Annotated in this window: 17 protein-coding genes and 1 pseudogene; 10 read left to right on the top strand and 8 right to left on the bottom strand. The window is 69.6% G+C overall.

From position 1 onward, the window contains the following. The first annotated feature begins 142 nt into the window (after window positions 1-142). From KY572_RS18700 to KY572_RS18690, 3 genes are read left to right on the top strand one after another with little or no spacing between them, the layout of a single operon-like run. Window positions 143-2,437: a DUF3604 domain-containing protein gene (locus KY572_RS18700; RefSeq protein ID WP_224244210.1), complete on the top strand. Its 2,295-nt coding sequence runs from the start codon at window positions 143-145 to the stop codon at window positions 2,435-2,437. Continuing rightward, window positions 2,438-3,388: a peptidylprolyl isomerase gene (locus KY572_RS18695; protein WP_224244208.1), complete on the top strand. Its 951-nt coding sequence runs from the start codon at window positions 2,438-2,440 to the stop codon at window positions 3,386-3,388. Then, a complete protein-coding gene (locus tag KY572_RS18690) occupies window positions 3,385-4,374 on the top strand; it encodes a HupE/UreJ family protein (RefSeq protein WP_224244206.1) in 990 nt (329 codons plus the stop codon). The genes KY572_RS18695 and KY572_RS18690 overlap by 4 nt, the downstream gene beginning before the upstream one ends. A gap of 127 nt (window positions 4,375-4,501) precedes the next feature. Here the strand turns inward: KY572_RS18690 and sitI6 are convergent, their stop codons facing one another. The 5 genes and pseudogenes from sitI6 to KY572_RS18665 form a co-directional block, all read right to left on the bottom strand. Beyond that, the gene (gene sitI6 / locus KY572_RS18685; RefSeq protein WP_317987867.1) at window positions 4,502-5,155 is read right to left on the bottom strand and encodes a SitI6 family double-CXXCG motif immunity protein; all 654 of its coding nucleotides are present in this window, start codon (window positions 5,153-5,155) and stop codon (window positions 4,502-4,504) included. Window positions 5,156-5,248: 93 nt separating this feature from the next. Continuing rightward, window positions 5,249-5,849 (bottom strand): annotated as a pseudogene (gene sitA6, locus KY572_RS18680) (SitA6 family polymorphic toxin lipoprotein). 130 nt (window positions 5,850-5,979) lie between these two features. Continuing rightward, the gene (locus KY572_RS18675) at window positions 5,980-7,137 is read right to left on the bottom strand and encodes an MFS transporter (RefSeq protein ID WP_224244364.1); all 1,158 of its coding nucleotides are present in this window, start codon (window positions 7,135-7,137) and stop codon (window positions 5,980-5,982) included. Between the two features lie 113 nt (window positions 7,138-7,250). After that, on the bottom strand, window positions 7,251-9,644 hold the full coding sequence (locus KY572_RS18670) for a hybrid sensor histidine kinase/response regulator (protein ID WP_224244205.1): 2,394 nt from the start codon (window positions 9,642-9,644) through the stop codon (window positions 7,251-7,253). A gap of 456 nt (window positions 9,645-10,100) precedes the next feature. After that, window positions 10,101-10,478: a hypothetical protein gene (locus tag KY572_RS18665; protein ID WP_224244363.1), complete on the bottom strand. Its 378-nt coding sequence runs from the start codon at window positions 10,476-10,478 to the stop codon at window positions 10,101-10,103. Window positions 10,479-11,058: 580 nt separating this feature from the next. Between KY572_RS18665 and KY572_RS18660 the strand changes: the two genes are divergently transcribed. The 6 genes from KY572_RS18660 to KY572_RS18635 all read left to right on the top strand — a co-directional run bounded on the left by KY572_RS18660 (window position 11,059) and on the right by KY572_RS18635 (window position 22,847). Next, window positions 11,059-14,409: an AAA family ATPase gene (locus tag KY572_RS18660; protein ID WP_224244203.1), complete on the top strand. Its 3,351-nt coding sequence runs from the start codon at window positions 11,059-11,061 to the stop codon at window positions 14,407-14,409. Further along, window positions 14,406-17,867 carry an AAA family ATPase gene (locus tag KY572_RS18655; protein ID WP_224244201.1) on the top strand — a complete coding sequence of 1,154 codons (3,462 nt, stop codon included), beginning with the start codon at window positions 14,406-14,408 and terminating at the stop codon, window positions 17,865-17,867. Before KY572_RS18660 ends, KY572_RS18655 begins: the two co-directional genes overlap by 4 nt. A gap of 4 nt (window positions 17,868-17,871) precedes the next feature. Then, window positions 17,872-20,175: an AAA family ATPase gene (locus KY572_RS18650; protein ID WP_224244199.1), complete on the top strand. Its 2,304-nt coding sequence runs from the start codon at window positions 17,872-17,874 to the stop codon at window positions 20,173-20,175. 84 nt (window positions 20,176-20,259) lie between these two features. Further along, window positions 20,260-21,741, top strand: a complete 1,482-nt coding sequence (locus KY572_RS47815; protein ID WP_224244198.1) for a S41 family peptidase — start codon at window positions 20,260-20,262, stop codon at window positions 21,739-21,741. A gap of 155 nt (window positions 21,742-21,896) precedes the next feature. Next, the gene (locus KY572_RS18640; RefSeq protein ID WP_224244196.1) at window positions 21,897-22,481 is read left to right on the top strand and encodes a DUF642 domain-containing protein; all 585 of its coding nucleotides are present in this window, start codon (window positions 21,897-21,899) and stop codon (window positions 22,479-22,481) included. A gap of 168 nt (window positions 22,482-22,649) precedes the next feature. Next, on the top strand, window positions 22,650-22,847 hold the full coding sequence (locus KY572_RS18635) for a hypothetical protein (protein WP_224244194.1): 198 nt from the start codon (window positions 22,650-22,652) through the stop codon (window positions 22,845-22,847). Between the two features lie 12 nt (window positions 22,848-22,859). Here the strand turns inward: KY572_RS18635 and KY572_RS18630 are convergent, their stop codons facing one another. Next, on the bottom strand, window positions 22,860-23,513 hold the full coding sequence (locus KY572_RS18630) for a glutathione S-transferase family protein (RefSeq protein ID WP_224244192.1): 654 nt from the start codon (window positions 23,511-23,513) through the stop codon (window positions 22,860-22,862). Between the two features lie 236 nt (window positions 23,514-23,749). Here KY572_RS18630 and KY572_RS18625 point away from each other — a divergent pair, with 236 nt between their 5' ends. Further along, window positions 23,750-23,923 (top strand): hypothetical protein, encoded by a 174-nt coding sequence (locus tag KY572_RS18625; RefSeq protein ID WP_224244190.1) that lies wholly within the window; start codon window positions 23,750-23,752, stop codon window positions 23,921-23,923. Window positions 23,924-24,212: 289 nt separating this feature from the next. Here the strand turns inward: KY572_RS18625 and KY572_RS18620 are convergent, their stop codons facing one another. Both KY572_RS18620 and KY572_RS18615 read right to left on the bottom strand, forming a co-directional pair. Further along, window positions 24,213-24,686, bottom strand: coding sequence for an SMI1/KNR4 family protein (locus tag KY572_RS18620; protein WP_224244188.1), 474 nt, complete (start codon window positions 24,684-24,686; stop codon window positions 24,213-24,215). Window positions 24,687-24,688: 2 nt separating this feature from the next. Next, entirely contained in the window at window positions 24,689-25,318 is a 630-nt protein-coding gene (locus KY572_RS18615; protein WP_224244187.1) for a hypothetical protein, read from the bottom strand. Window positions 25,319-25,323: the final 5 nt, after the last annotated feature.

Raw genomic sequence — 25,323 nt, 5'->3', positions numbered from 1 at the left:
CAAGAGACTTCTGGCGTGCCCCTCACCGCATCGCACGCACTGCCGCCGCCGGCCTCCCTGCGTGACGGACCGGGGCGCGACACGTGCTAGGCTCGAGCCCGACCTGTCACCGCCGTTCCCCCCTTCTCCCCCAAAGAATGTCATGCCTCGCTCTCTCTGCCTCGTCGTGACGGTCCAGTGGCTCGCCTGCGCCGGCCTGGCGCTCGAGTCCACCGCTGCCCACGCCGGGCCGCCCCCGTCCAAGCCGGCCTTCGAGGTCACCGAGGCGCAGGACCAGCCGCGCTGCAGCGACTACACGCCGCAACGGCGGGCGCTCTTCGGAGCGACGCACCTGCACACGGGCCTGTCCTTCGACGCGAGCATCCGCTTCATCGACTATGCATCCGGCAACAGCCCCCGCGGGGCCTACCGCTTCGCGAAGCGGCTGGCGCCCATCGTGTTGCCCGAGCCCTCGGGGCGGCAGGGTGGCAAGCCGCTCGCCGGCGGGCCGAGCCGAACGCCGATGATCGATCGCGCCATCGACTGGGGCGCGGTCACCGACCACGCCGAGCACTTCGGTCTGATGGGGCTCTGCAAGGGCTTCCTCGACAAGAAAGGACAGGAGATCCCCGAGGAGTTCTCGCTCGAGTGCCGGATGATCAACCATTGGTTCTACGAGCCGAAGGATTCCATCAACCCCAAGGAGGGGGTCACGCTCTCGGGCTCAGCCTTCACCCAGCTCACCTACGCCAGCCTCGGCGCGGTCAGCAGGAACACGCGGGTGCCACTGTGCGAATACGACTCCAAGCGGTGCGACGAGGCCGAGCTGAGCGTCTGGGGGGAGATACAGCGCGCCGCCAACGAGGAATACGACCGCTGCAAGTTCACCACCTTCATCGCCTACGAGAACACCTCCAGCCCGCTCGGAAACAACTGGCATCGCAACGTCATCTTCCGCAACGACCGAGTGGTCACCCGGCCGGTGACCGCCATTGACATGGCGGTGGAGCCCAACCCCGACCCCCTCCAGACGCCCGTCAGCGCCATTGGCGGCGTGGTGAAGGACGCCAAGCGCGCCTGGCCGGTGCCGGCGGGCACTCCGTCTCACCACCCGCTGCCGCAGCCATTCTGGAACAAGCTCGAGGAGGACTGCCTGAAGGGCCAGAGCCTCACCAGCGGTTCGGGCACGCGCTGCGACTTCATCACCATCCCGCACAACACCAACCTCGGCGGCGGGAGCGCGCTGTTCCCTCCTCTGTTCCTCGACCCGTACAACTCCGACGACGCCAAGCGCCACCAGCAGATGGAGCCGCTCGTCGAGATCTACCAGGACAAGGGCAGCAGCGAGTGCCGCTACGACCCGCGCTTCCTCGCAGGCACCGACACCATCGATGAGCAGTGCGCCTTCGAGCTCCTGGACAGCAAGTTGCTCAACTCTGTCGCGGGCGCGACGGGGGCAGAGGGCGGCGGCCCCAGCGCGCCCAGCACCTGGGGCTCGCGCTCGTACGTGCGCAACATCTGGAAGGACGGCATCCAGTACGCGGCCAAGGGGACGTTCGGGGGCGTCAACCCTTTCAAGATGGGCGTGGTGGCCGCCACCGACTCGCACACCGGCGTGATGGGCTGGACCCCGGAGAACGAGCAGTGGCCCGGGCACTCAGGCATCAAGGACGTCTGGCCGATGTCGAGCGCCTCATCGATCCAGGAGAGCAGCGGTGGCCACTCGGTGGTGTGGGCGGAGGAGAACTCGCGGGACTCGATCTTCGAGGCGCTCAAGCGGAAAGAGACCTACGGCACCAGCGGCACGCGCATCGTCGTGCGCTTCTTCGGCGGCTGGGACTTCCCCACCGACGCCTGCGAGCGGGACTTCGTCCAGCTCGGCTACAGCGGCGGCGTGCCCATGGGCGGTGACCTGCGGCGGCCCCCCTCCGGCAAACAGGGCCCCACCTTCATCACCGCCGCCTGGGCCGACGACGTCCTCAAGACAAACCTCCAGCAGATCCAGATCATCAAGGGCTGGGTCACCGCTGACGGCCGTGAACACGAGAGAGTCTTCACAGTGGCGGGTCAAGACGAGAGCGCCCTCAATCAGCAATCGCTGATCGATCCCGTCACATGCAAGCCGAAGCCGGACCGAGGCGCCTCTCGCCTGTGCGGCGTGTGGAGGGACCCTACGTTCAACCCGAACGAGCACGCCTTCTACTACGTCCGCGTGCTCGAGGAGCCCGTCTGCCGCTACAGCACCCTGTGGTGCCGGAAGTGGATCGGCGTGGATCCGCTCGACACCTCGCGATGCCAGAAGTCCCTCGACGCGCTGAAGACGGGCACGCCGGAGCAGCGGCTCAAGGCGGATCACGGCGCCATGTGCTGCTCGAATCAGCTCACCGACACCTTCGTCCAGCCGGTGATCCAGGAGCGCGCCTGGACCTCACCCATCTGGTACGAGCCCAAGAAGTAGATGTCACGCTGGTTGAGATCCCCCGCGCTGCACATGCTGGCGCTCGGGGCGCTGCTCTTCGGCGCCACCAGGCTCCCGGGCCTGGGCCCGCTCCACAAGAAGCCGCGCATCGAGATCGCCGCGCACCGCGTCCAGCAGATGTACCGAGACTTCGTGGATCAGAACGTCCGTCCCCCCACCCGGGAGGAGTGGCAGCAGATCCTTGACGTTCAGATTGATGACGAGGTGCTCTTCCAGTACGCGCTCGCGCTCGGAATGCAGGAGAACTCGGCCGCGCAGGCGCGGCTGGCGCAGATCGCCGACTTCGTCGAGGCCAACCCCCACGGCTCGCCGGAGGAGGGGGCCAAGGCGGCCCTGGCGCTCGGGCTCCATGAGGGTGATCTCGTGGTGCGGCGCATCCTTACCGACAGCGCACGCCGGCTCATCCGTTCGGTGGTGCTCCTGCAGGAGCCGCGGCAGGAGCTGGTCGAGCAATTCTTCGCGGCCAACGCCGAGGAGTATACCCGCCCGGCGCAGGTCCGCCTCTCGCACGTGGCGATCAACGGCTTCAAGTGGCCGGACACCGAGGCGCGGGCGCGCGCGCTGCTGTCACGCATCCGCCAGGAGGCGCTGAGCCACAGGGACGCCCTCGCTCTCGCCGACGAGTCCCTCGTGCCGCCGAGCCTGCCGCTCACCACCGAGCAGAGCCTGGAGGGCGAGTTCGGCCGGGACTTTGCCACCGCGGTGATGAAGCTGCCCCCGGGACAGTGGTCCGAGCCCATCCCCTCGCGCTACGGCCACCACCTCGTCTTCGTGCACGAGCGCCTGGAGGCCGCCCTGCCGCCGCTCGCCGAGGTGCGGGACACCGTCCAGCGACGGTTGCTGGAGAAGCTGGCGGACGAGTGGCTCATGCTGCGCCTGCGGGAGCTGCGCGCGGAGTACGACATCGTCCTGCCGGAGCGCGGCTCATGAAGCGCCACGCGGCGTGGCTCCTGCTGGCCGTCGTGCTGGGCTCGCCAGCCCCGGTGGCGGCCCACCAGTTCGCGCCCGCGCTCCTGTCGCTGGAGGAGGTCTCGGCCAGCGACATCGAGGTGAGCTGGAAGCAGCCCATCGTCCGCGTGCAGGGCAGCCAGCTGCGGCCCGTGCTGCCCATCGCGTGTACGGGTGTCGGCGCTCCGGCGGTGCGGAAGGAGGGCACCGGCATGCGGGCGACCTGGCGGCTCCGCTGCCCAGAGGGCCTGGCTGGCAAGACGGTGGGCGTGGAGGGCATCGCCTCGAGCCAGGCCGACGTGCTCCTGCGCATCACCCTGCGCGATGGCCGCCAGCTGCGCCAGGTGCTGACCGCCAAGGCTCCCAGCTTCGAGGTGCGCGCCGGCAGCGGTCGCCTGGGCGTCCTCCGCGACTATGCGACGCTGGGAGTCGAGCACATCCTGACCGGGTGGGATCACCTGCTCTTCGTGCTCGGCCTCGTGCTCCTCGTTGGGTGGGGCTCCAGGCTGCTCTGGACGGTCACCGCCTTCACCCTGGGGCACAGCGTCACCCTCGGGCTCGCGTCGCTCGGGCTGGTGACGGTGCCGCAGGCGCCCATGGAGGCCGCGATCGCCCTGAGCATCTACGTGCTCGCCGTGGAGCTCACCCGGCGGCGGGAAGGCCAGAGGACCTTCACCCAGCGGGCGCCCTGGCTCGTCGCGAGCGGCTTCGGCCTCCTCCACGGGCTCGGCTTCGCCGGCGCCCTGAGCGAGGTCGGCCTCCCTCCGGCGGAGATCCCGCTCTCCCTGTTCTCCTTCAATGCGGGCATCGAGCTGGGACAGCTCGTCTTCATCTCTGCCGTCCTGCTCCTCACCGCGGCGCTCCGGAGGCTCCCGATCACCTGGCCGAAGGGAGCCACGGCCGCTCCGGCCTACGCCATCGGCATCCTCGCGGCCTTCTGGTTCTTCGAGAGGGTCGCCGGACTGTAGCGGAGTGGCTTGTCGGCGCAGGCGCGCGCTACCGGGAGCGGCTCCTGCCTCGCAGGCGCCAAAGCTCAGGCGCTCGCCGAGGCCGCGGTGCTACCTTCGAGCCGGGGACGGGCTGAACGGGCGAGCCTCAGCGGATATCCAGTTCCTCGAAGATCAATCCGTCCAAATCCAGCGCCCGTGCAGCATCCACCCAGCGCTCGGTGACGATGATGAGCGTCGACCATGCAGCAAGCCGAAACACGTCCAGCGCCGTGGGTAGCGACTCGATCGCAAGGACTGGGTGTTCAGGAAGCTTCAAGAAGTCGTTCCCACAGGTGGGGCACGGGGGCTTGCGGTCTACCGGGAGGCAGTCGGGATGGAACCGGCCTCGCAGTTCCAGCTGCAGCTCCAGCAGCTCGGGTGGGTGCTTGCCTCGGAAGCGTACCTGAAGCGGACAGCCCAGGAGCCCACGTAGGCCCGCTCCCTGGAGTCGCTCGAAGGCTTCGCGCCGTGCATAGAGCGACCACGGGTCCTGCATGAAGAGCTGGCCAAAGGAGCCCGAGCCGGAGCCCGTCAGCGGGCCGAACCTCGCCCCTGGCTCGAGGACAGCGTCTCGGGGTGCAAGCGGGCTCACGAGCTGACGCAGCCGAGACAGTTCTTCGCGCGGTATGGGCCATGAGTCCGACAACTTCTTCAGCTCGTGGCGCGGTAATCCCGAGAGGTCCACGCATGGGTATTCGAGCCCCCCACGCCCCCACCAGTCCGACACGTTGGCCATGGCTCCACACCTGGCAGCCCCCACGGGTGCCTGGCGTTCAGCTCCCCGGTATAGCGCGGCGAAGGATCTGGCCGAGGTCGATAGAACTTCATGCGGTGATGTCTCCTGTCCTGCTGGTCAGGGCCCGAGAAGCTGTGGACCGGGAGGAGGAACAGGGGAGTAGTAGGAGGAGTGGATGGGGCCGGCGATGTCGTAGCGGAGGGCCAGCTCAAAGGCCTTGCTCAGCAGTTCCTCGCGCGAGATGGGACGGGCGGAATTGGCCTCGTAGTACTGCCGCCACGCATTGTTCCACAGACCGCCCCGGGCCCCCTTGTGAATGCGGAGGTGGACCTGCTCGGGGATGAGCATCGTCCACTCATGGATGTTGATGCCATTCGCTCTGAACCATTCCGCGAGTCGAGCCTCCTGCGGAAACAGTGGACCGTCATCCGGGGCCGGGCATCCTCCCGTAGACCCGCGCGTCTCCAGTTGCGGTGAGGGCCAGGGGCGCGAAAGAGCGGACGGAAGCCGCTTGCCGGCTCCACGTTATCGCGCAGAGACGCTCGCGCCACCGCCTCCGGCTCGATGTCCTCGCAGTCGAAGACACCGCACTCCCCTTCATCACACGCGAGCACGACCGCGAGGCTCGTTGCCACCAGGGTGCGAAGCAGCACGAGCCGGGCTGTGCGCAACCGCTCGACGGGAGGGAGGAAACGAAGGGTGGAGGGGGCCATGACAAGCTTGTGGTCTCGGGGAGGCGTACCGACACATTAGCCGAGGGAGCGGCGCGGATCCCGACGAGCCCTGCGCCCCAACCAAGCTGTGCCAGGGCATGGAGCACGCTGTCGCCTTTCGACACCCACGAGCCCTCACCCTTCAGCGGAAGGAGGTGGCGGCGCCCCCGCGCGGGCACGCTCGCCCCGGTGGGCAGCGGCCGCCGCCAGCACCACTCCCAGGGGCTGGGCGAGCAGGACGAGCATCGCCGCGAAGAGGCCGGGGCCGTCCGCCACCGCTCCGACGAGGAGGGGCAACGTGAGCTCCAGCGCGCTGAACAGCGAGCCCGCCGCCAGCACCACGTTCGGCCGCTCCGGCATGGCCGCGAAGGCTCGGGCCCGCAGCAGCGGGTAGTGGGCCGCCGCGAACACCCCCGCCACTCCGAGCGTCACCGCGCTGGTGAGCCAGGTGCTCGCGGCCAGCCACGCCGAGTACGCGGCGGCGCAGCCCAGCCCCGAGACGGCCAGCAGCGTGGAGGGCCGGAAGCGCGATGCCAGGCGCTCGAGCAGCACCGAGCCGAGCAGTCCCCCCAGCACCCAGGCCGAGAGGATGGCGGCCCGACCGGTGGCATCCGTGCCCAGGCGCTCGCTCAGGGAGAGCGCTCCGAACGCGACGAGCACCTCGTCCATCAGCCCGCACAGCACCGTCACCAACGACCAGGCCAGGAGCGGTCGGCTCCGGACGATGGCTCGCAGGGACTCGCGCACGGTGACGTCTGGCGCCTGGCTCGTGTCCCCTCCCGCTCCCGGTGCTCGCAGCGCCGCCAGGGCCTGAACCGTCGCCAGCGCCCCCACCGCCAGCAGCGCGCCCCGCCAGCCCAGGCCCAGCGCCACCGAGACGGCCAACGCGGCAGGGGCGAGCAGATCGCCGATGAGCCCCAGCAGCGACCACCGCGCGAGCACCACCTCGCTCCGTCCCGGGTTCCCGGAGACGAGCGCCGCCTGTGCCAGGTTCACTCCCAGCCCGCTGGCCAGCCCATAGAGCATCAGCGCCACCAGGAGCAGCCAGTACGAGGGCGCCAGCGCCGCCGCCAGCATGGTGAGCGCCATGAGCCAGAGCCCCGCCGACCGCATCCGCCGCTCGCGACGGCCATGCGCCAGCGCCAGCAGCGGGGGCTCCAGCACCGCGCCGAGCACCTGGAAGGCCACCAGCGTCCAGCCCGCGGCCCGCGCAGGCGTCAGCTCGAAGGTGCTCAGGAGCTCCGGCGCACCGGCGGGCACCACACCGGTGACGAGCTCGTCGGTGAACGCCACCGCCAGCAAGGCAGCCGTCCACCGGCGGCGGGAGATTCAGGGCGGAGAGGTCTGCGGGAGCATGAGCGCCTTCCTAACAGCCCGTTCTCGAGGCCGCCATCGAAACCCTGGGCTCACGTGCCCCCCACCCTCCCGGCGAGCGAGGCCAGCACCGCCAGCAGCTCGAGGGGCTCCACGGGCTTGGGCACGTGGCTCTGGAAGCCGGCCAGCAACGCGCGCGTCCTGTCCTCCACCCGAGCATAGGCCGTCAGGGCCACGGCGGGCAGTTGGCCCGCGCCGGCCGGGGCGAGCGCTCGGACCTTGCGGATGAAGGAGTACCCGTCCTCCTCCGGCATGCCGATGTCCGAGACGAGCACGTCCGGCATCTCCTCCTGGAGGGCCCGCAGCCCCTCCGCCACGGACGCGGCCGTGCGCACCCGGGCCTTGCAGCCCGAGATCATGGTGCGCAGCAGCTCGCGCGTGTCCGCCTCGTCGTCCACGACGAGCACCCGCAGCCCCTCGAGCTCCGGCGGACAGAGCAGGCCGGCCTTCTCCACCTCCGCTCGCAAGGTGGGAGGCACGAGGGGCTCCCGCCGCCGCGCCACCGACAGCGGCAGGCGCACGACGAAGGTGGCGCCCTGGCCCTCCCCGTCGCTGGCGGCGCTGACCGTGCCGCCCTGCGCCTCCACCAGGTGCCTGACGATGGACAGGCCCAGGCCCAGCCCGCCCGCCTGGCGCGTCGTGCCCCCTTCCGCCTGGCGGAAGCGCTCGAAGACGTGCGGCAGGAAGTCCTGGGGGATGCCTCGGCCCGTGTCCGCCACGGTGACTTCCACCGAAGAGTCGCGCCGCTCCACCAGCACCTGCACCCGGCCGCCCTTGGGAGTGAACTTCACCGCGTTGGACAGCAGGTTCCACACCACCTGCTGCAGCCGCGCGGCATCCCCCATGATGCTGCACGTGGAGTCGAGCGCGACCTGCAGGCGGATGCCCTTGGCCTCGGCCGCGGGGCGCACCGTCTCCATCGCCGCCTCCACCACGCTCCCCACGTCCACGAACTCCACCTCCAGCTTGAGCTTGCCCGCGAGGATGCGGCTGACGTCGAGCAGGTCCTCGATGAGCTGGGCCTGGGAGCGGGCGTTGCGCTCGACCGTCGCCAGCGCCCTGTCGCGCTTGTCCTCCGTCAGCATCCCCGAGCGCAACATCTGCACCCAGCCGAGCATGGCCGTCAGGGGCGTGCGCAGCTCATGGGAGACGGTGGCGAGGAACTCATCCTTGAGGCGGTTGGCCTCCTCCGCCTGCGCGCGCGCGGTCTGCTCGCGCCGCAGCAGCAGCTCGCGCTCCTCCTCGGCCTGCTTGCGCTCGGTGATGTCGATGACGCTGCCGATGTAGCCCAGGAACTCCCCGTCGGGCCCGAAGCGAGGGCTCGCCGCGTCGATGGCCCACCGGTACTCGCCGTCCTTGCGGCGCAGGCGGTACTCGAGCCGGAACGACTCCTGCTTCTCGTTGGCGGCCAGGAAGATGGCCCCCGCTCTCCGGGCGTCGTCCGGATGGACGGCCTCGAGCCACCCCAGGCCCAGGCCCGTCTCGGCCGTCTGCCCCGTGAAGGACAGCCACTGCTGATTGAGGTAGATGCACTGGGCCCGGGTGTCCGTCACCCAGAGCATGACGGGCGCGTGGTCCGCCATGTTGCGAAAGCGGGCCTCGCTCTCCTGCAGCTTCGCCTCCGCCGCCTTGCGCTCGGTGATGTTCTTGAACACGAGCGCCACCTGGCGCAGCTCGGGCCTGCCCACGCGGCTGGCGTACACCTCGAACCAGCGGCCCATCGCGGGAGCATGGTTCTCGAAGCGCACGGTTTCTCCGGTGAGGGCCACCTTGCCGTAGAGCTGGAACCAGGACGCGTCCAGGTCGGGAACGAGCTCGCGGGCCGACCTGCCCACGACGCCCTTCAGCCCCGTGTGCTCCTCGAACGCGGCGTTCGCCTCCAGGAAGCGGTAGTCGATGGGGCGGCCCGCTTCGTCGAAGAGGAGCTGCATGAGGCAGAAGCCGTCATCGATGGATGAGAAGAGCGCGCGATAGCGCTCCGCCGCCTCCTGCTGCTCGTGCTGCTCCTGCTGCCGCTGGGTGACGTCGGTGCCCTGGATGAGGATTCCCGTGCACGCTCCGGCGGCGTCGACGATGGGCTGGTGGATGACATCGGCGAAGGCCTCGCTCGGCGCGGCTTCGGGCGTGCGCCGCAGGAGCACCCTCATGCCCCGGCGGACGACAGGCTCCCGGGTGGAGAAGACACGCTCGAGCAGCTCGAACCACCCCTGGGCCTCCAGCTCGGGCAGGGCCTGGCGCACCGGCTTGCCCAGGATGTCGCGGTGGCCCGCCCACTGGAACCAGGCGGCATTGGCGAGCTCGACGACGAACTCCCTGCCGCGCAGAAAGCACAGGAATCCAGGCGCCTGGAGGAAGAGTCCGAGCAGGTGCTGTCGCTCGGCTTCCTCGGCGCGTGGGACATGCGGGACCGGAGACGGCGGGTTCATCCATCCATTCCCAAGGTGACAGGGGCAACCGCGCTCACCCCTTGTCCGGAAAAGCCCCGGAAGGCCATGCCTATTTCGGCGGACCGTCGGTCAATCATCGGAACACGGGAGGGTAACGGGCGGGTGTCCCCTGGGCTGCCCGCCAGGCGCGATGCTGATCCCCTCGCCCGTGAAGTCCAGCTGGGACACGAAGCCGCGGCAGGTAAGGCCTCCGTCTTCCTGACGCTCGCGGAGAGCGTACCGCCCTCTTGAACGAGGAGCACTGAGCTGCCTGGCCATGGAGGAGGCCTCTGAGCGGACCGGTACCGAACTGGTATGACAAGCAGACCAGCTGAGTTCGAACCCGAGGGATTCGGGCACGTCTGGCGGGAGGAGGGCATCGCGGAGGAAGGCTCGCCCCTGAGCTTCGAGTAGCCACCCGCTGAGCGAAGCGGGGCGCCTGCTGGGAAGGGCGCCCTACTCCAGCTGCAGGCCGCAGTCACTGCACGCGCCGGAGACCAGGGGCGCGGCGGTGCCGCAGGCCGGACACGGAGGCTCGCCCTCCTCGGGCACCGCGAGCGGGGTCTCCGGCACGTCGACCAGCCCCTCGCGCCGGACGCTGTCCAACCACCGCCGCTGGAGGAGCCCCGCCACCTGGGGAGCGTCCTCCCGGCGGACGAGCACCTGGAACTTCGGGGAGCAGTTCGGCTTGCTGCACGCCTCGCGGTGCACCTGGGCGGGCACGTTCGCGGACAGGCACGCTTCCACCAGCGCGCGGGCATCGGCCAGCGGGGCCTCGAAGCAGGGCACCACGTCCGTGTCCGCCAGCACCTTCTCGGCTTCGTCGGGAGTCATCCCCCGCAAGTGAAGCGCACCGGGCCGTCGCCGTCCACCCGTTCCAGCGGGTTGGAGCTCGACCCCCAGCTGGCCGTCCGTGGTGCTGCCCCACGTCCAGAAGGCGCCATCGCCGAGCACCAGCATCGAGTGCTCGATCTGGGATCTCCGGACCAACGCGGCGCGGCGCAACGCGGTGGCCGAGGCGGTGGGGAGCTACGTGATGGCATTACAACGTGCCGATGCTCTACTCGCCCGGAGCGACGCTGAGCCAGCTCAACTTCCAGGACTACGGCTTCTTCGGTGACGCGTGGCGTGTGGCAAACAACGTCCGGGTCACCGCGGATACCACCTACGGCGACTGCCTGCTCAGCAGCGATCGGGGCTACGTGGACTGGTTTGCTCGCGAGGGCACCACGCTGAGGCGTCTCGGAGGTGGGAACCTGGTCTGCAACAGCAGCAAGAAGTTCGTGCCGGCGAGCACAGGCTTCACCCCGGTGAGCTACCTGAACTCGACGGGCGCGGAGGTGACGGCGCGAGTCGTCGTCGTGGCCTTCACCGACAGGACGGCCGGAGGAGTCCGGCATAGGATGGCAGCCACATGGCCTCCTCCGACGCCACCGGGACCCTCGACTTCGCCACCCCGCTCCTCTGTCAGCAGCTCTGGAACGGAAACCACCAGGCGTTTCCCGTCGCCGCGCCCGCGCTGACGAGCCACGCCCCCACCCAGGAAGCCTGCCTCTCCGAGCAGCGCCTCTTCCTCGAGGACTACCTCTCCCGCGCCGAGCCCGAGGTCCTCTCCCACTTCGCCCTGCCGGACGAGGTCCGCATCGAGATGCTCGAGGTGCTCGCGCCGCGCGCGGACCTCCCCAAGCGCCTCTTCAAGCCCCAGACGCTCGAGCTGGCCACCGTCGTCGTGCCGCTCCCCCAGGAGACCTGGGCCTTCGTCCCCGCGCTCGACCACACCGTCTACGTGGGCCGCAACCAGGACGTCCTCGAGCTCGTCCGCGCCGACGTGGAGCGCCTGCTCGCCGCCCGCCAGCCCACCTCCCACGAGTACCTCCGGCTGCTGCCGCCGAAGGCCCTGTCACTGGAGACCGTGCAGCTCAGGCTCCGCCGCCCGGATGCGTTCAGCGAGAAGGCCCGCCAGGCCCGGAAGAAGCTGCAGGAGAAGCTCGTGCGAGAGCAGGCCCACGAGGTCCTCCTCTCCGTCTCCACCGAGATGCACGAGCGGCCCGAGTCCAGGCGCGGCCCGCCCCTCACCGGCCGGGACACCGAGCTGGCGCTCCTGTCCAACCTGCTCGGCGGCGAGAAGCGACAGGGCGTGCTCGTCGTCGGCCCGGAGCTCTCCGGCAAGACGGAGCTGCTCTACGCCTGGCTGCGCGCGGAGCGCAAGGCGGGCCGCGAGCGCCGCGTGTACGCCACGAGCGGCTCGCGGCTCATCGCCGGCATGTCCGGCTTCGGCCAGTGGCAGGAGCGCGTCCTGAGAGTGATGCGCGCCGCGCAGGACCTGGACGCCGTGCTCTACTTCGAGAACCTCGGCGAGCTGCTCGCCCAGCACTCCACCGAGTCCATCGATCTGCCCGGCGCCATGAAGCCCTTCCTCGAGGAGGGAAAGGTCCGCTTCCTGGGCGAGCTCGTCCCCGAGTCGCTCGACCTGCTCGAGAGCCGGCACCCGGGCCTCTTCGCCACCCTGAGCCGCGTGCGCCTGGAGCCGCTCGGAGCCAAGGCCACCTGCGAGGCCCTCCGAGCCCGCGTCACCTGGCAGCGGCAGGCGGAGCCCACCCGGCCGACGCTGGCCGACAACGCCGTGGAGCCGCTGGTGGAGCTGGCCGAGCGCTACCTGCCCAGCCGCGCCCTGCCCGGCAAGGCGCTCCGGCTCCATGAAGAGATGCGCGCCGGAGTCCAGCAGGAGCGCACCGGCGACGGAAAGACGCCCGTGCTCACCCGCGAGCGCGTCTACTCCCTCTTCAGCCTGAAGACGGGAGTCCCCGAGTTCCTCCTGCGAGAAGACCGGGCCCTGCTCGCCGGAGACGTGGAGGCGTACTTCCGCCGACAGCTCATCGGCCAGGAGCTCGCCGTGCGCCGGGTGGTGGAGACGCTGTGCATGGTCAAGGCGGGCCTGCAGCCCCAGGGCAAGCCGCTGGCGACCTTCCTCTTCGTGGGCCCCACGGGCGTGGGGAAGACGGAGCTCGCGCGGCTGCTGGCCATGTTCCTCTTCGGCTCGCCGGACCGGCTGTTCCGCTTCGACATGAGCGAGTACATGGACGCCTGGGCCGCCGACCGCCTCATCCGCGGCAACGCCCAGGGCGAGGGCCTGCTCACGCGGCGCGTCCGCCAGCAGCCCTTCTGCGTGCTCCTGCTCGACGAGATCGAGAAGGCCCACCCGGCCGTGTTCGATCTGCTCCTCCAGGTCTGCGGCGAAGGGAGGCTCACGGATGCCCGAGGGCAGACGGCCTGGTTCCACAACGCCCTCATCATCCTGACCAGCAACCTGGGAGCGGCCCACCGGCGCAGCCCCATCGGCATCGGCGCGGCGGCGGCGGACGACACCACGCACTACCTGCGCGAGGTGCACCGGCACTTCCGCCCCGAGCTGGTCAACCGCATCGATCAGATCATCCCCTTCCACGCGCTCACCTCCGAGCAGGTGGCGGAGGTGGCCAGGCTCGGCGTGGAGAAGCTGCGGCAGCGGCGCGGGCTCATCCAGCGCGGCATCACCCTTGACCTGCCGCCCGAGGCCACCGCTGCCCTGGCCGCCTCCGGCTACCAGGAGGCCTACGGCGCCCGGGCCATGCGCCGGCACCTGGACCAGCAGCTCGTCGTCCCCGTGGCCCGAGCCCTCTCGGCGGCGGGACCGGAGCTCCAGGGAGGACGCGTGGACGTCACCCTGCGCGACGGCGCGCTGTCCGTGGCGCTCCAGAAGGGCAGCCCCCGGGCGACGCGCAACCAGCTCTACCTGGTGCGCGAGCTCCGGGCGGAGCGGGGGGCCATCGACGCCATCTTCCGGCTCGACGCGGTGGTGCAGCTCGAGGAGCAGATCGGCTTCCTGGTGGCCCAGCTCTCCCAGGGCGACCGGGACGAGCGAGGCCCCGGCGCCGTCACCCTGGGCCAGCTGCGCGGAGAGCATCACCGGCTGGACGGGCTGTGGCGGAGCGTGCAGCAGCTGCGCGCGGCGCTCGTGGCCGCCGAGGAGCTGGCGCTGCTGGCGCTGTTCGAGCAACAGGACGTCGAGCCCTTCGTGGAGGACGCCAACCAGCAGCTCGAGGCCCTTCGCAGACAGCTGCCCGCGGTGCTGCTCGCGCTGGTGCCCCGGCGCGACGACATCACCCTGGTGGTCCAGGAGAACGGCGACGGCCGCGCCTTCCGGCACTGGCTCCTGCCGCTGCTCGAGGACGCGCCCCGACGAGGGTGGGTGATGGACGGACGCCCGTCCGTGACGCTGAAGACCAGTGAGCGCAAGCGCAAGTGGGGCGATCCCCTCCCGCTCGAGCCCCTCCAGCAGGCGGTGGCCAGCCCCACGCGGACCTTCGGCGAGCTGCTGCTGTCGGTGCGCGGACCGAACGCCGGGGTGTTCCTCGCGCTCGAGGCGGGGCTGCACCGCCTGCCGCCTGCGGGAGGAAGCGAGGAGCCGGCCCTGCTCACCGTCAGGCCCGTGGCCATGCGCAGCAGCCTGTCCGAGAAGGAGCTCTCGCAGGCGCCCGCCCTCCCCCCGACGCCGCCACCCCTCAAGGAGCTCCGGCTCATGCCCGCCGTCCGCGACCACCTCCCCGACGGAAAGCTCGAGCTGTGCAGCGGCGCGCGGCGGCTGCGCCTCGGCACGCGAGGCTACTTCCAGGATCTCGAGCTCATCCTGCTGGAGCACATCGATCAGGCCGAGCGCTCCGGAGGGCTCGACCACTCGAGCGTCTTCTCCTTCGAGCTGGACAAGGTCCGGGAGGCGAAGCGATGAACCTCGCCATCGCCGTCTACGAGAACAAGGGGCCCTCGGGGCTCGAGTGGACCACGCTGGCGCTCGGGCCGCACACGCGCACGCGCTCGGGGCGCAACTCCGTCAAGCTGCAGCGCAAGCTCGTGGATGAGCTGCGGACCGTCATCGGCGAGCTGCCGGTGCGCGAGCTGACGTACTTCCAGATGCCGCGCGGCATCCGCCTGGAGCGTGTGCGGCTCGAGCTGGACTTCAAGCGCGTCCACGCCGACACCGAGACGCGCAAGCTGGCCGGCCTCTTCCCGCTCATCCTCGAGCCGCGCATGCGCACGCGCACCGAGCCATTGACCATCGCCTACCACCCGGCGCGCCAGGACGAGTGGTTCCCGGTCGATCCGGAGCTCGGCCTCGAGGACCAGGCCAAGGCCTTCTTCACGCGCGCCTGGGCGAAGCTGGGCTCGAACGAGCTCGAGCAGCTGCGCTCCGGCCGCAAGGACAAGCTGCACGCCGTCTCCTTCGTGGCGCGGCCGAAGTCGCTGCTCGACCAGCTCGGCAAGCAGAAGGGCCCGTGGGAGGACCTCGAGCTGAAGGATCGCTTCGGCAAGAAGAAGAACAAGTCCGGCGGGCTCCAGGTGCTGAACAACCTGGGGACGAACCTCACCCTCCAGGCGGCGGAGGAGACGCTCGACATCGGGATGCCGCGCAGCCCGTACCGCGAGCAGCTCCAGCTGCTGCTCGGAGGCGAGCGCCGCACGCCGGTGCTGCTGGTGGGCCCGCCGGGCGCGGGCAAGCGGACGCTCTTCAAGCACTTCGTGGCCGACCAGCTCGAGGCCGAGGACTTCCGCAGCCACCGCAACCTGGACAAGGTGACGGAGAGCTGGACGCTCGCGGGCAAGCGCATCATCGCCGGCATGAGCTACGTCGGCGACTGGGAGCAGCGCTGCCTGAAGCTCCTGGAGGACGCGCGCGGAGGACGGCGCATCCTCTTCATCGAGGACCTGCACGCCTTCGGCCGCATCGGCCGCTCGAGGGACAGCGACGCCAACCTCGCCCTCTTCTTCCAGGGGCCGCTGGCGCGAGGAGAGATTACCCTCGTGGGCGCGGTGACGCCGGATCAGCTCCAGCGGCTGGAGGCGGACGCGCCCTCCTTCGCGGCGCTCTTCACCCAGCTCCACGTGCGCCCCACCAGCGCGGACGAGACGCTGCGGATGATGCTGCACGAGTCCCGGGAGCTGGAGCAGCGCCACTCCGTGAGCTGGGAGCCCACGCTCTTCCCGACGCTGCTGGAGCAGGCCAGCTCGCTCTTCGCCGGGGCGGCGCTGCCAGGCAAGGCGCTGGACCTGCTGCGCGAGCTGGCGGTGGACTTCGGCGGCAGCGATCGGGAGGTGGACTCCGGCATGCTCTTCGAGCACCTCTCGCGCCGCACGGGCCTGCCAGACTTCCTGCTCCACCCGAACAAGCGGCTGGATCCGGACGAAGTCCAGGCCTCCCTCACGCGCAAGGTGATGGGCCAGCCGGAGGCGGTGGGGGTGGCGCGCGATCTCATCGTGCGCATCCACTCCGGGCTCACGGATCCCCGGCGCCCCTATGGCGTCTTCCTGTTCACCGGCCCCACGGGCACCGGCAAGACGGAGCTGGCGCGCGCCCTGGCCAGCTACCTGTACGGGGACGCGTCGCGCATGGTGCGGCTCGACATGGCCGAGTTCCAGACGCCGGACGCCGTCGCGCGGCTCACCGGGGACGCGTGGCAGCCGGAGGGGCGCCTGACGCGGCTCATCCGCGAGCAGCCCTTCTCGCTCGTGCTGCTGGACGAAATCGAGAAGGCGCACCCCGCCCTGCTGAACCCGCTCTTGCAGACGTTCGACGAGGGCCGGCTCACCGACGCCTCGGGAGAGACGGCGGACTTCACGCACACGGTCATCGTGATGACCAGCAACCTGGGCGCCCGGCAGAAGGCGGCGGTGGGCATCGGCCAGCAGGACGCGAAGTCGGTGGCGCTCGACTCGGACCGGGCGGTGCGCGAGTTCTTCCCGCCGGAGCTCTTCAACCGCATCGATCAGATCGTCCACTTCTCGCCGCTGTCTCGGGAGTCCGGGGAGAAGGTGGTGGAGAAGGAGCTGGCGCGGCTGCTGGCGCGGCGCGGGCTGACGTCGCGCAACATCTTCGTCTCGGCGGATGACGCGGTGAAGCGGCGCATCGTGGAGGAGTCCTTCGACGCCACGCTGGGCGCGCGGCCGCTCAAGCGCTACCTGGAGGAGAAGGTCGGCCAGGTGCTCTCGGAGGCCATCATCCGCGGGCCGCAGTCGCTGATGCGGCTGTTCCAGCTCTACACCCTGGACGGACGCTTCGAGGTGCAGGCGGACGCGCTGGTGCCGCGCGAGCCGGTGACGGAGGGCTTCGCGCTCGAGCCCCTGCTGTCGCTCCCGGTGGCGAAGCTGCGCGAGAAGGTGCTGGAGGTGCGCGAGGAGGTGCAGCGCATCCGGAGGAGCGAGAACCTGGGCGCGCTGTCCGAGCAGGTCCGCTTCCACCTCGCGAGGCTGCAGGCCGGCGAGAGGGACCACGCCGAGTCGCTCTACACGCTGGACGCGATGCGGCTGCACCTGGAGGAGTTCGAGGGGCGGCTGGAGGCGCTCGCGCGAGCGCCCGAGGAGGAGGCGCGGGAGATGATCGAGGTGGAGCGCTTCGGCATCGAGGACCACCCCTCGGATGCGGAGAAGGGCATCATGGGGCGCATCCGCCTCTTCGATCGGCGGGCCTTCGAGCCGGTGCGGGTCGTCTCGCGCGAGCAGCTGCTGGACGCGCTGGCGGAGGTCTACTTCCTGCGGCGCATCCTGAGGGCTCTGTCCCACTCGGATCAGCACTCCATCACGCTGGAGCTGCTCCCGCTCGGCCAGTGGAGGCAGCAGACAGACACCGGCTCGTGGCTGGCCTCATGGCTCTTCGAGGCCTACTCCAGCGCGCGCGGCGAGGTGGAGTCCTTCGCCGTCCGCTTTCCGGGGGGCGCGCTCATGTCGGGCGGGCCTCGGGAGCTGGAGCAGTGGGCGCAGTCGGCGATGGAGCCGGTGCACATCGCGCTCAAGCTGGTGGGCCCCGGGGTGCGGCCCTTCTTCGAGGGCGAGGCCGGGCTGCACGTCTGGCAGTCCTCGGGACGCCTGCCGGAGGTGGTCAAGGCGCGCGTGCACGACGCCGCGGCATCCGCGCCGCTGGAGCTCATCACCCAGCACGACGCGAAGCTCCAGGCGTTCCACAAGGCGCGCCAGGAGGGGCGCAGCCCACTGCCGGAGAACCCCGAGGCGGCCGTCCCGGTGGTGCGCTCCTACCGGTTCGAGCCCCCCACCCGACCCAACACGGTGTCGAACCTGGAGCTGGAGGACTACCTGCTCACCCACAGCGGCACCCACCGCGTGTTCACTCCCGGCGAGGCCCTGCCGGCGCTCTGGCGGGTGCGGATGACCCAGAACCCGAAGGACGGGAGCCGCTGAAGCCATGACCGACAAGAGCCTTCGCGTCTACTTCACCACGCACCACGACGGCCGCCTCACGGGGCGGCTGCTGCCGGCCTGGAGCAGCTTCTTCGACGCGCCCGCCCCGGCCGCCTACGGCACCAGCGAGGCGGAGGTGTACGCCCAGCTGGAGACGCGGGTGCGGCACATGATGCTCGAGGACTCGGCGGCGCTCGGCCGGTTCCTGTGGGAGGAGGCCCTGCAGGCCCGGACGCTCACGGTGGAGGTCCACCCGCAGACGGTGCACCAGAAGCGGCCGGTCATCGGCAAGGCGCTCATCCCGCTCAAGCTGACGTACGTGTACGGCAAGCTGGAGAGCGGAGCGTACCGGGTGCTGGTGCCGCGCTTCGGCTGGTCCTTCGTGCTGGAGGAGCTGTCCATCGCGCGGGAGGTGCTGCAGCACGCGCTCGCCACCGCGCTGCTGGGAGAGCAACCGAAGGGCCTCTATGACTTCCGCCACGAGGGCGAGGAGTACGTGCAGAGCTGGGACCCGGGCGGGCTGGAGCAGGCGCTCCGCAGCGGGACGGACGAGGAGCCCCCTCCGGCGGTGCTCACGCAGATCGGCGAGGAGCTGACCTCGCGAGCGCTGGGCCCCCGGGCACCGTCGCTCGTCTACGACGGGGATCAGCTCGATGACTGGCGCATCTACGCGCTGCGGCAGCCGCCCCGGTCCATCCTGCTGGTGGGAGGCCCGGGGGTGGGCAAGACGAGCACGGTGCTGAAGCTGGCGCGCTGGCTCGCGGAGCGGCGGCGGGAGGAGAAGAGTCGCGACTTCCCGAAGATCTGGCGCACCAGCGCCGAGCGCATCGTGGCCGGCATGGTGTACCTGGGCATGTGGCAGGAGCGCTGCTTGAAGATCATCGACGCGCTCTCGTTCGAGAACCACTACCTCTACGTGGATCGGCTCACCTCGCTGCTGGCGCCGCAGCCGGATGGCTCATCGATTGGAGATCTGCTCATCCCAGCGGCGGCCAGCGAGGAGATCTCCCTCATCGCCGAGTGCACGGAGGCGGAGTTCGAGCGCTGCCAGCGGCGCTTCCCGGAGGCGCTGCGCCCCTTCCGAATCGTCCGCGTCGAGGAGCCGGCGGCCTCGCAGATGCCGGAGCTGATGCGGCGCTATCAGGAGACGCGGAGAAGCCGAGTGAGCATCCACCCCATGGGGCTGCGGCAGCTCGTGGGGCACCTGGAGATGTTCCAGCGCGACACCCAGTTCCCAGGCAAGGCCTTCCGCTTCCTGGACTGGCTGGACCAGCAGGCGGAGCGCGGCAAGGCGACGACGCTCTACCCGCGCGACGCCTCGGAGGCCTACGCGCGTTACACGGGGCTGCCCTTGCAGCTCATCAGCGACGAGATCCCCGCCGAGCAAGGGACGCTGGCCGGTCAGCTCTCGCAGGGAGTCATCGGGCAGGAGAAGGCATGCGCGCAGGCGGCGGGGGTGCTCTCGCGGTTCAAGGCGGGGCTCAACGATCCGGACAAGCCGGTGGGCACGCTGCTCTTCGTGGGCCCCACGGGCGTGGGCAAGACAGAGCTGTCCAAGCAGCTGGCGCGCACGCTCTTCGGCCACGAGGACCGGATGATCCGGCTGGACATGTCCGAGTACATGCTGCCGGGCTCGGCGCAGCGGCTGATGGAGGTGGGCCCCGGCGTCACCAGCCTCGCCGAGCGCGTGCGGCAGCAGCCGATGTCGCTCGTCCTCTTCGACGAGCTGGAGAAGGCGCACCCGGAGATCTTCGATCTGCTGCTGGGCATCCTGGGAGAGGGCCGGCTCACCGACAGCCTGGGGCGGCTGGTGGACTTCCGGATGACGGTCATCTGCATGACGAGCAACCTCGGCGTGGAGCAGTCCGAGCCCGTGGGCTACGGCGCCGAGCGAGCCGGAGGAGACTTCCTGCGCGCGGTGCGGCAAGCGTTCCGGCCGGAGCTCTTCAACCGAATCGACCACGTGATTCCGTTCCGCCGCCTATCGGAGCAGGACGTGCTGCGCATCGTGGACCTGGAGCTGGACAAGGCGGCCTCGCGAGCGGGGCTCTTGCGGCGCCGGCTGAGGCTGGTGGTGGATCCGGAGGCGCGGGCCTGGCTGGCGAGCAACGGGTACGATCCGAAGCTGGGAGCCCGCCCGCTCAAGCGCCTCATCGAGGCGAAGGTGATGGCGCCCATCGCGGTGAGGCTGGCGGCGGAGGCCTCGCTCGAGGGCGCCATGCTGCCCGTGGTCGTCGCCGGCAGCGCGGCGGAGCAGCAGCTGCGCCCGGAGCTGCGAACACTCGCAACGGTGCTCGGCGCTAGCTGACATGCGTATTGGAATGGCAACAACGGATCGGCGGTCTGATGGGGCACCTACCGCCTGACTCATCCACCTACCTGTGAGGCACAGGTGCATATCACCGGCGCCATGTTGCATTCGCTTGTCGCAGTGGCCCTGTTCTCCAGTTCCTTCGCCTTCGCATGCCCGACCGGCCAGTTGACGCCTGCCCAGGCACGCGAGGAGCTGGAGCTCGCCATCTCCGCCGTCGAGACCGCGATGCCGGCCCTCTATTGGCGGCAGAGCCGGCGGGACTGGGCGCGACGCAAGGCCGAGGCACGCGCGCTCCTGCCTCAGGTGCGATCCGAGGAAGCGTTGTTCCGGGCACTGCGCCCACTGCTGGCGGGGATTGGCGAGGGCCATTTGTCGGTCGCGCGCAGCGACGGGATGAACTGTCGCTATCGCGAGACGGCACAGCTCTTCCCGCTCGATCTGTTGTGGCGCGATGACGGCGCGTTCGTCACCACGGGCCATGGCGATGCCGCGGATGTCCCGGCGGGCGCGCGCCTGCTCTCGGTCAACGGCGAAACACACGAGGTGATGCTGGCCGAGATGGTCCGCGTGAGCGCCCATGACGGCGCCAACCGGACGGGCGTGATGCGGGACCGCGAAGGGCGCGGCTATGCGGTGGTCCGCTGGTGGATGCGGGGCAATGAGGCTGGATTCGATGTCCGCCTTCTCCTGCCCGACGGAAAGGTCGTTCGTCGCCGGCTCTCGCCAGTGCCGGTCGCCGCGCGTCCGCCTCCGCCCGACGACCCGTCGCCGGTTGCCACGCTGCACTGGATTGATGGCGACACCGCCTATCTGTACGTGCCGACCTTCAGCAACCGGCGCTACCGCGCGGCGGGCGCCGATTTCCGCGCGACGATCCAGTCGATCTTCGACGCGCTCGATGCGCGCGGCACCCGGAACCTGATCCTCGACCTGCGCGACAACGGCGGCGGGTCCGAGCCGAATGAGAGCATCCTGTTCTCGTACCTGGTCGAGGAGCCGCTGCGGAAATACGCGTCGGTCCGCTCGCGCTCGAACGCGCTCCGCGTCACCAGCCTGTCAGGCAAGGTGTTCGAGCATGAGATCTATGATGCTGACGAGCTCGCGACGGTGCGCGCCGGAGCAGGGGGAGACCTGTACCGCATCAATGCGCCGCCCGAGGGACTGATGACGCACTGGGAGCGCGCGCGCCCGGTGTTCAAGGGTCGGCTCGTGGTGCTCGCGGGCGGCGCAACCTTCTCGGGCGGGGCCGAGCTCGCCTCGATGCTGCGCGCGACGGATCGCGGGCTGTTCGTCGGCGAGGAAGTGGGCGGCACGCATGGCGGCAACACCAGCGGCTATAAATGGGAGCTGACGCTGCCTCACTCGGGGATGGAGCTCGGCATTCCGCTGCTCGCCTTCCAGTTCGTCTGGCCCGAACAACCGCCGCACCACGGCGCGATGCCGCATTGCTTCGTCCAGCCCTCGGTAGGAGAGCGACGCGTGGAGAATGATGCGGCCTATCGGCTCGCCGTGCGGGCGCTCGGCAAGCGCTGGAGCGCACCGTCACGCGAGGCGTGCTGAGCCGTGGAGCCTCCTCGCTTGCTGAGCGATCGAGCTCGCCAGCCCCCCCAATGCATTCCGTCCTTTCGACGGTTCAAGGTGTCTTCCGCTCGGTCTCTATGAAGCTCCGTGAAGCCGGTCGGACTGAACGTCAACCCCAACAAAGGACACACCAGGTGAATCGAATCATTGGCAAGGCGGCAGCACTGGGCGTGGGCATGGCCCTGACGGGCTGCGGCCCCATGGACGCGAGCGAGGCCACGGGACCCGGGCTGGAGACCTTGGAGCAGGGCCTGCAGGTCGTCACCAACAACAGCTTCGAGGCCGCTCCTTCTGGCTCCTATAACTACCAAGACCTCAGCCCCGGCAGCACCGCGCTGACGAACTGGACCATTGGCGGTGCGGGGGGCGTCAAGGTCATGAACAGCAGCTACAAGACGGCGGCCCAGGGCACCAAGTCCGTCGATCTCAATAGCTCGTATGGCCCCGGCAACGTCTCGCAGCTGGTCCCCACCGTGGTGGGGGCTGGGTACACGTTGAGGTTCGCCATCGCCAACGGCCCGAACTGTGGGAGCCAGTGGCGCTACGGCACGGTCACCTACGGCCCCTCCTCGGCGAGTATTTCGAACAGCCTCCCAGGGTGGACCTACAGGACCTACGTGTTCAACGCCACGAGCACCAGCTCGCTCATCAAGTTCGAGAGCACCTCGAGCGGGGGTTGTGGCATCGCCATCGATGACGTCACGGTGACGGGTCCCTGATCGCTGACAGGCCCACGCGTGGGCCACGGCCCGCTCCCCGAGGACTGGGGGGGCGGGCCCCTGACTCGAGCGTCGGACCTGGAGAGCGCGTCCGATGAGGGGCGCGGCTCAATCGAGCTCCACGATGCAGTCGCCCAGCTCCAGCACTTCGACGAAATAGCAGGGGTGGTGACCTCCGCCGATCGTCACCCGGATCGACACATCTTCCAGAACACGGGCTGGCCGCTGAACATCATCCTGTACCTGGAGCGGAGGGAGGGGGTGCTCTACCACTCCCTGGGGGCCTGGGCACCGCCGCCGGACTCCGCGCCTGAACGCGGCTGCGAGCCGCTCACCCTGCGCTTCGCCATGACTGGCGGCGGTTGAACCCCGACTCCTTCACCGGGTGGTCGCGGCGCCGGTGAAGACGGCCAGCTGGGCGGCGAAGGCCCGCTTGTACGCGGGCCGCGCCTTGCCCCGTTCGACGTAGGCGAAGAGGCTCGGATAGTCCTCGAGGATCCCTTCGCCCTCCAGCCGGCGCAGCACCGTCACCATCAGCAGGTCGCCGGCGCTGAAGGCCCCGTCGAGCCACTCGGCGTCGCCCAGGCGAGCGGAGAGCGCGTCCAGCCGATTGCGGATGCGCTCCTTGAGCATCGGGAGGCGGTCGGCGTACCAGGGCTTGTCGCGCTCGATGAGCGTGGCGGCTTCGAGCTCGACGATCGGCGGCTCCACCGTGCTGAGCGCGGCGAACATCCAGGTGATCGCGCGCGCCCGGGCGTTGGCGTCGTCCGGCAACAGGCCGGCATGGCGCTGGGCGAGGTGGAAGATGATCGCCCCGGATTCGGAGAGGACGAGGTCGCCCTCCTCATAGGTCGGGATCTGACCGAAGGGGTGGCGTCTGAGATGCGGGGCTTCCTTCATCTCCTGAAAAGTGACGAGACGAACGTCGTAGGGCTGGCCCACTTCCTCCAGCGCCCAGCGCACCCGCATGTCGCGCGCCTGTCCCTGTCCCTCGTCGGGAGACTCCTTGAAAGCGGTGATGGTGATGGTCATCGTGCTCTCCGGGCGGGGGCGCCCTGCCCGCGCAGCAATCGAGCCGCACCATAAGTCGGCGAAGGGAGGGCTTTCCATCGATTGAAGGCCGTCGCTCACGCGGCTCCGGAGGCAATGACCGAGGCGTCACCGTCTGACTCCATACACTCGGTGGTGGAGCCAGCACTCGAGTGCATTGCCTATCCGGAGCGGCTCCATCAGGCTGGCTCAGCAGCAACCAACTCAAGGAGGCAGCCATGAGCAAAGGTAGCAGTGGCGGTGGCACGGGAGGTGGTAGCAGCGGCGGCAAGAGCGGGGGAGGCGGAGGAAGCAAGGGCGCGGGGAGCAGTGCCCCCAGGCCCCCCAACGGCCCGAGCACCACGGGGAATCCATCGGGCGGTGGCCGAGGAAACAACCCTCCCAAGAAGTGACAGATCCGTCGAGCGACAGGCACACGCCAGGAGCGTCATGTCTGCGAATCAGCGCTATTGGGGTGGACGCAAGCACGCGCGTCCCAACGATTGAAGCGCGAGGCGGCGGAAATCGAACCCGCGCCGGGCGGTGCGAAACCTCTAAGTCATCGGGGCCAAGAACGCTCTTAGGAGGCCCGTAGCGCGCACCACGAGGCCCGCGTTGATGTGGTGAGCGCCCAGCTTGCCTGGACGCTCACCACGAAGCCCAGCGCTTGCCATGAGGCCCCAGCACCGCGAGCCCCAGCGCTCACCGCTTAAGCCAGTAGGAGGGACGACGGGTGAGCAAGGCCGCATCCAGAAACGCCGCGAACGAATCTTCGATCTTCTCGCAGTAGGACGGATCCGGCCATGCCTCGTGCCATGCGTCGGAAACGGGATAGCGGCCATCCACCTGTTGGCTCACGTCGATCACCACGTAGTCGCCATCTTGAACGTTACAGATCGCATACACGGATGGGGGGCCGTGCTTGTCCTCATCCCTCCCGAAGATTGCCACGCGCGCCCGGACGATCTTCGACAACGGAAGGATCCGATATGGGCAATCCGGCCCCCGCTTGATCAACTCCGCGCCGTTGCAGTGCAGATAGAAGGCCCGGAGATCGGGATCCAGTTGCCAGCCCGCGCGCTGCTCGAACGCCGCGATCTCGGCAGCAGTAGCGGGCGGATAGGGGAAGTGTTCGCGTGAAACTTCCTCAAGCAGTTGGGGTAAGGGGCGCGTCATCGTCACTTGTCCAAGTAGGGCAGATCCGGGCCTACCGTATTCCACGGGGGCTGTCCGTCGTAGCACCTCGGATATTCAAGGTTGAAGATGTCGTGAACGTCGGTAGGCGCGGGCAGGATGTTATCGGGATCGACTGGATCGCCGCCGTGCTTCAGATCGCGGATGTGATGCCCAGGCCAAGACTCGCCCGCTTCCTCTGGCCACTGGCCGAACTTCTTGCCCCAGGCTTCGCGGAACTTCTCTCGAAAGCCCTTCCACCTGTCGCGTGCGGCCTTGGTCGCCGCTGTTGACAGCGGAGGGTAGTCACAGCAGCAGTGGGTGATCGCGTAGCGCCCCCCCGCGTTGTGGGTTGTGCCTTCCCAGTCCAGTTTGAGATCAGCAAGCCACATGCAGCCCTTCAGGGGATAGCCCTCGGCGGCGCACTGGCGCTCGCAGTAGGTCATCCACCGCTGACTGCACTGCCATGGACCGTAATAGAACGTGGGCTTGAAGCTGCCAGCCACAACGCTGATCCGTGGTCCCTCCAACTTGCGTGCGGGCACGGCGCCGGGTGATGGGATGGCCCCTCCGGGTGTCCCGCACCCGCTCGCGAGAAGGAGCACCGCTCCGGCAAGTGTCCAGCGCGTCGGCATGTTGA

This window comes from Hyalangium gracile (assembly GCF_020103725.1).
GTDB lineage: Bacteria > Myxococcota > Myxococcia > Myxococcales > Myxococcaceae > Hyalangium > Hyalangium gracile.
Note: the sequence above shows the minus strand (reverse complement) of the source record. Positions and strands in the feature narration are given on the sequence as shown.

What these genes read in the sequence shown, in the direction of transcription:
- KY572_RS18670 (WP_224244205.1), bottom strand. Translation starts at nt 9,644, where the DNA reads ATGAACCCGCCGTCTCCGGTCCCGCATGTCCCACGCGCCGAGGAAGCC.
- KY572_RS18630 (WP_224244192.1), bottom strand. Translation starts at nt 23,513, where the DNA reads ATGACCATCACCATCACCGCTTTCAAGGAGTCTCCCGACGAGGGACAG.
- KY572_RS18620 (WP_224244188.1), bottom strand. Translation starts at nt 24,686, where the DNA reads ATGACGCGCCCCTTACCCCAACTGCTTGAGGAAGTTTCACGCGAACAC.
- KY572_RS18625 (WP_224244190.1), top strand. Translation starts at nt 23,750, where the DNA reads ATGAGCAAAGGTAGCAGTGGCGGTGGCACGGGAGGTGGTAGCAGCGGC.
- KY572_RS18695 (WP_224244208.1), top strand. Translation starts at nt 2,438, where the DNA reads ATGTCACGCTGGTTGAGATCCCCCGCGCTGCACATGCTGGCGCTCGGG.
- KY572_RS18665 (WP_224244363.1), bottom strand. Translation starts at nt 10,478, where the DNA reads ATGACTCCCGACGAAGCCGAGAAGGTGCTGGCGGACACGGACGTGGTG.
- KY572_RS18615 (WP_224244187.1), bottom strand. Translation starts at nt 25,318, where the DNA reads ATGCCGACGCGCTGGACACTTGCCGGAGCGGTGCTCCTTCTCGCGAGC.
- KY572_RS18650 (WP_224244199.1), top strand. Translation starts at nt 17,872, where the DNA reads ATGACCGACAAGAGCCTTCGCGTCTACTTCACCACGCACCACGACGGC.
- KY572_RS18655 (WP_224244201.1), top strand. Translation starts at nt 14,406, where the DNA reads ATGAACCTCGCCATCGCCGTCTACGAGAACAAGGGGCCCTCGGGGCTC.
- KY572_RS18660 (WP_224244203.1), top strand. Translation starts at nt 11,059, where the DNA reads ATGGCCTCCTCCGACGCCACCGGGACCCTCGACTTCGCCACCCCGCTC.
- KY572_RS18700 (WP_224244210.1), top strand. Translation starts at nt 143, where the DNA reads ATGCCTCGCTCTCTCTGCCTCGTCGTGACGGTCCAGTGGCTCGCCTGC.
- KY572_RS18690 (WP_224244206.1), top strand. Translation starts at nt 3,385, where the DNA reads ATGAAGCGCCACGCGGCGTGGCTCCTGCTGGCCGTCGTGCTGGGCTCG.